The following is a 4,420-nucleotide window of genomic DNA, read 5'->3' as shown; positions in this document are numbered from 1 at the left end:
ATGGCTGGATAGAGTGGAATGGCGGGGAATGCCCTGTTTCCGGTGACCCGAATGTTTCCGTGAAATTTGCTAGCGGAGAAGTGAGCACTAAAACAAGGCGGGCGTCCATATGGGATTGGAGGCATCATGATGGAGCTGACTGGAAGAACATCATCGCCTACAAGGTGATCTCGTGAGCAAGCTGGTCTATCTCGGCAGCCCCTACAGTCACCCCAGCGAATCCATCCGTCACCAGCGCTGGATAGACGCCTGCCGCGCAGCCGCTCACCTCATGCGCCAAGGGCTATTCGTCTTCTCGCCAATTGCCCATTCTCACCCTGTCGAAATCCATGGGTTCGACGCGCAACAGTCGGGGAAATTCTGGATGGCGCAAGACCTTCCCTGGCTGGCGAAAGCGGACGAGCTTTGCGTCCTACTGCTTCCTGGCTTCCTGGAAAGCGCAGGCATCAAGCAAGAGATTGCCTTTGCCGGCGAGCGCGGGATGCCGATCTGGTATCTCGATCCTGCGGAGGTTGCATGAAGTCAGGCAATTCGCCCAAGCCTCCGCGCTGCGCCCTGGCGCCATTCATCAACCAACCCTATTTCGCCTACAACGTGAGATGGCGACTCTACCGGCATAGCCGGTGTTTTTTTGTGGATCTGAACGATCCCGATTTACCAGAACCGCTTGCCCTGGAATTGATCACCGTGGCCGATAAAATTTACCCGAAAGAGAGGACGTGATGGGTTTCCCTGAAATATTAGCACAGAGCTGTGTCACCTCTGACCTGGGCGCCAAGGACGAGCAGATCCGCTCCGTCGAGTATGTCGCGGCACTGTCCGGAGCAAGTAGTATCGGTTCGGACTTGATGCGCGCCAAGGACTATGACGTCAATGCGCTGCGTCGGGCGATCCTCATCCTGGCTCGCCATGCTCGGCAGTCCATGCGCCTATCGATGGAGCCGTCAAAATGGCTCGCCACGGCCGCAATCCTGGAGGTGATGCACTGGCAATGCCGGTCATGCAAAGGAGCGTCTGAGCAGCGTTTGGATGGTGTTAGGCAGGTTTGCCCGGCCTGCGGAGGGGTCGGCGTGCATCGCTGGACGGATTCGGAGCGGGCGCGAGCTGCTGGGGTGCCGAGGGATAATTGGCACGCCTGGGCGCGGAAATATGAGCAGGTGTTAAAGTGGGCGCGCGCGCGGGATAGCGAGACGGTTGGGGATGCTGGGCGGAAATTGGGAGATTGACGGATGAGTAAGCCTGAGCCGATTCGACTGAATCCGATGCATCAGCGTCCAGGTCCAGGACGTAGAATCGTTGTTCTGATGCGTGATGGGGCTCAACTGGATGACTGCCATACAACGATGATTGTTGCTCAGGACAGGTCTGGCATCATTATTTACCATCGCGGTGTGGCCATTGATGAGTCGAGAGCGAAAGGCTGGTGGCCGATTGGCAGGAGTTGGTAGTGTCTCAGTTTGAAAATAACTGAGATTGACGAGTGGATGGCGCATGTGCATACTCAAAGCACCATGCCTAAACGCTCAAGCAAAGGTCGGCTAGACCTCAGCCAACTAGCAAAATCCATCGTAGATCAGGCCACGGGAGAGGAACCCGCGCAGCTGGAACAGCCGGAGAAGAACCCGGCTGCGGTTGCGCTCGGTCGGCTTGGCGGATTGAAGGGCGGCGCGGCCCGAGCAAAAAAACTGACCGCTGAAAAGCGGTCAGAGATTGCGAAGAAGGCAGCGACTGCGCGGTGGGCAGCTTCTCGAGAGGAAAGCGAATAGCTGCCTTTAGCTAGGAGTCCTCTCGTCTTGGGAGATACATTCTGAATTGCACGGGATGCCTCCCGTAGTGTTCTGCAACCTTGTCACGTAGCTCCCTCATGTCTTGGCAGGTTTTTGCCATGCCAATAACTTCATAGCATCGCGATACAAGCTGTCTGGCCCCGACATTTTCTGTAAGTTGCCGATGCCAACGAACTCCCATGGGCGGCTTATGCGTCTTGATGTATATAGCCACGTCAGGATCTAGAGTATCGTAAATCATCTCAATCACCAGCTTACCCCACCACTTTGGCCGACTATGCAGCGTTCCTTTCCATCCTGTGAGCCGCCCAAACTCAACCCAAAGCTCGTCAGGAAATGTTTTTTCCCATGCGCGCAACTCATCTGCAATAAATGCCCGAAGTTTTACCTGGAGCGCATCTTCTGCTCGCTCGTACTGGTAGCCGGTTGCTTCGTCTATCAGTGCTTCTAACCCAATCTTGGCGCAAGCAGACAAAAACATGCTTGCTTTGATTGCCATCTGTTGTTGGCGATCAGTCATCTTGGTTTCTGACGCCGGGTCAAACGATGCTTGCAAGGCGGCAACAAATCCCTGGCAAATCTCAATCATCAAATCGGCAGGTAATCCCTTCACTGCCTTCTCTAGACCCTCAACTTCGAGGAGGCGAAATGGAATAAGTCGCTCGAGAACTAACTCTTTGTTTATGTATGGTTCTAGTGCCTTTACGCCTATGTATTTCTCGAGCGCCCCACCGCCTTTTATCCCGGTTAAAAGTTCTGTTGCCGAAGTACGCCCAATTATCTTCGTGCCGTTGTCAAGGACGTAGCACGGGACTTCCATGCCAACAATGTTTAGCGCGCCTCGCCACCTGGCAATAGGCATCTCAGTACTTGGCTCTATGACCTCATCTTCCGTGACCACATCTGGTTCGATTTGGTCACCAGCGCTAACTTTGGCCCATCGAACGGTCGCCGCTACAGCCCGGCTGGTTTTGTGAGGGCTGAGAAACGCACCATCAAGGGAGATCCCGATATGAAGGAGGTCTCAACCAGTTACGTCGAGCGCCAGAACTTGACCATGCGGATGAGCATGCGCCGCTTAACGCGGCTGACCAATGGATTCAGCAAGAAGATAGAGAACCTAGAACATGCCGTGGCGCTGCACTTCATGCACTATAATTTTGGGCGCATTCACAAGACCCTGCGCGTGACACCTGCGATGGAAGCGGGAATTTCAGAACATGTGTGGACTCTTGAGGAAATCGCAAAGCTTGCAGATTGAGCATCAAAGAGCGTGCGCATCGCACCAAATGAAGTCTTGCAAAAATATGTTGGCGGTGTTAAAGTCTGCAAAGTATCTTCCCCTTAGTTCTAACGGATTAAGGGTTGTTATCCTCCCCGGCGTTCAAACGGATGTCGGGTCAGCATATAGGGCCGATGAAGCGAGTGCTTCATCGGCCCGTTGTTTATGACTTGGGGGAATAGTAAATGGATCGCTGCGCAATCTTCATCGATGGTGCTTATTTAGATAAGCTTTTTCAGCATCATCTTGGTGGTGTAAAAGTCGATTATGGGAAACTGGCTAGTCATTTGAGCGCTGGCAGTGATCTTGTGTGTTCAATGAACCGCCGGATGCGGAACCGCACGTCCGGTGGTGTGGGAGGGCGACAGGGGCAACCCTGTCCCCTACCCGATTGTTCGCATTATTTAATGATCATCCGAACAGGTATTTCAAACTGAGACACTACCCAGGAGTTACAACCGATTGACACCTTCAAAATCTGAGCGTATAAAGCCTGTAGAGGGATAAAGCCGGACTGTGAGCCGGAAACGAGATGCTCCCACTCCCAATTAATGGAAGAACTCGCCCTGAAGAACACCAATCCTCGCCACCTAACGGTCGCGGGGATTTTCATTTCTGGCCCCGGTATCCTGACGATTGCCTACGGGCAGCCAGGACGCCGGGAGCCGGAATTCATCCGCGCCGGATTGGCCGCAGTCAGGGCAGGCGACGAAGAGCCGGCGGTAAGCTATGCCGGTGGAGCGGCACACACAGGGAAGGCCAGCAATCGCGCCCCGCGGCGACTTTAGGCGACCCGACATCCGCGCCGGATGGGGCCGAAAGGCAGGCGATGACCGACGCAGCGGGAATTCTGCGCAGCCAAGACAATTTCGGGGATTTATAAACCCCACAATCCGCCCAGCCGGCCACAAGCCTGCGCCCAAGGGTCGCCGAGACGCGGTCACTCGGCAAGATTTCGCAGTCACCGCCTCGGCGCAATGACCGACCCGTGGGCCGATAGAATCAGGAAAAGCTCATATTTCGCCCAGGGCATCGGGCGGCATGACGGGGATTCGCTCTCCCACGCCGACCAGGCCCTCGTTGTGGCGCCGATGAGCTTCGCCGCGGCGGCTTGAGTGAGGCCGGAAGCCTCGCGGGCGGCGAGGACGTCGGCGGGGGATGGGGTGGTGCGCATCAGATCGCACCAAGATCCAGAAGCACCGGGAGGGCGGCAAACGGTTTGCAGTCGGCAATTTGCTTGAAATACTTGCCGCCGCCGATATGGTTGCGGCCAAGCGCTAAACGGTACGAACTGACAAACCATTCTCCGACGCTTTTTTCGAAGAACGCGCAATACGCGACGCCCCGGCTC

6 protein-coding genes and 1 pseudogene are annotated in these 4,420 nt (G+C 55.4%); 6 read left to right on the top strand and 1 reads right to left on the bottom strand.

The window, feature by feature from the left end; all coding sequences use genetic code 11:
- Positions 1 to 172: 172 nt before the first annotated feature.
- The 3 genes from VMV64_RS07350 to VMV64_RS07340 are packed head-to-tail and all read left to right on the top strand — an operon-like array spanning position 173 to position 1,226.
- Positions 173 to 520 (top strand): DUF1937 family protein, encoded by a 348-nt coding sequence (locus tag VMV64_RS07350; RefSeq protein ID WP_325329303.1) that lies wholly within the window; start codon positions 173 to 175, stop codon positions 518 to 520.
- Positions 517 to 723, top strand: coding sequence for a hypothetical protein (locus VMV64_RS07345; RefSeq protein WP_325329302.1), 207 nt, complete (start codon positions 517 to 519; stop codon positions 721 to 723). The genes VMV64_RS07350 and VMV64_RS07345 overlap by 4 nt, the downstream gene beginning before the upstream one ends.
- Positions 720 to 1,226 carry a hypothetical protein gene (locus VMV64_RS07340; RefSeq protein WP_325329301.1) on the top strand — a complete coding sequence of 169 codons (507 nt, stop codon included), beginning with the start codon at positions 720 to 722 and terminating at the stop codon, positions 1,224 to 1,226. The genes VMV64_RS07345 and VMV64_RS07340 overlap by 4 nt, the downstream gene beginning before the upstream one ends.
- Positions 1,227 to 1,776: 550 nt before the next feature.
- Here the strand turns inward: VMV64_RS07340 and VMV64_RS07335 are convergent.
- Positions 1,777 to 2,607: a P63C domain-containing protein gene (locus tag VMV64_RS07335; protein ID WP_325329300.1), complete on the bottom strand. Its 831-nt coding sequence runs from the start codon at positions 2,605 to 2,607 to the stop codon at positions 1,777 to 1,779.
- Positions 2,608 to 2,769: 162 nt separating this feature from the next.
- Here VMV64_RS07335 and VMV64_RS07330 point away from each other — a divergent pair.
- From VMV64_RS07330 to VMV64_RS07320, 3 genes and pseudogenes are all read left to right on the top strand, one after another.
- Positions 2,770 to 3,048: pseudogene (locus VMV64_RS07330) on the top strand (IS1 family transposase); the annotation flags it as partial.
- A 572-nt stretch (positions 3,049 to 3,620) separates the two neighbouring features.
- Complete coding sequence (locus VMV64_RS07325; protein WP_325329299.1) at positions 3,621 to 3,857, top strand: hypothetical protein; 237 nt, start codon at positions 3,621 to 3,623, stop codon at positions 3,855 to 3,857.
- A 189-nt stretch (positions 3,858 to 4,046) separates the two neighbouring features.
- On the top strand, positions 4,047 to 4,184 hold the full coding sequence (locus VMV64_RS07320; RefSeq protein WP_325329298.1) for a hypothetical protein: 138 nt from the start codon (positions 4,047 to 4,049) through the stop codon (positions 4,182 to 4,184).
- Positions 4,185 to 4,420: the final 236 nt, after the last annotated feature.

The sequence above is a fragment of the Sulfuricella sp. genome (assembly GCF_035531155.1).
GTDB lineage: Bacteria > Pseudomonadota > Gammaproteobacteria > Burkholderiales > Sulfuricellaceae > Sulfuricella.
The sequence above is the reverse complement of the archived record's forward strand: the minus strand, read 5'-3'. Positions and strand labels throughout refer to the sequence as shown.

Excerpts from the sequence above, each read along its gene's own strand:
- VMV64_RS07335 (WP_325329300.1), bottom strand. The coding sequence starts at position 2,607 with ATGGAAGTCCCGTGCTACGTCCTTGACAACGGCACGAAGATAATTGGG.
- VMV64_RS07320 (WP_325329298.1), top strand. The coding sequence starts at position 4,047 with ATGACCGACCCGTGGGCCGATAGAATCAGGAAAAGCTCATATTTCGCC.
- VMV64_RS07345 (WP_325329302.1), top strand. The coding sequence starts at position 517 with ATGAAGTCAGGCAATTCGCCCAAGCCTCCGCGCTGCGCCCTGGCGCCA.
- VMV64_RS07325 (WP_325329299.1), top strand. The coding sequence starts at position 3,621 with ATGGAAGAACTCGCCCTGAAGAACACCAATCCTCGCCACCTAACGGTC.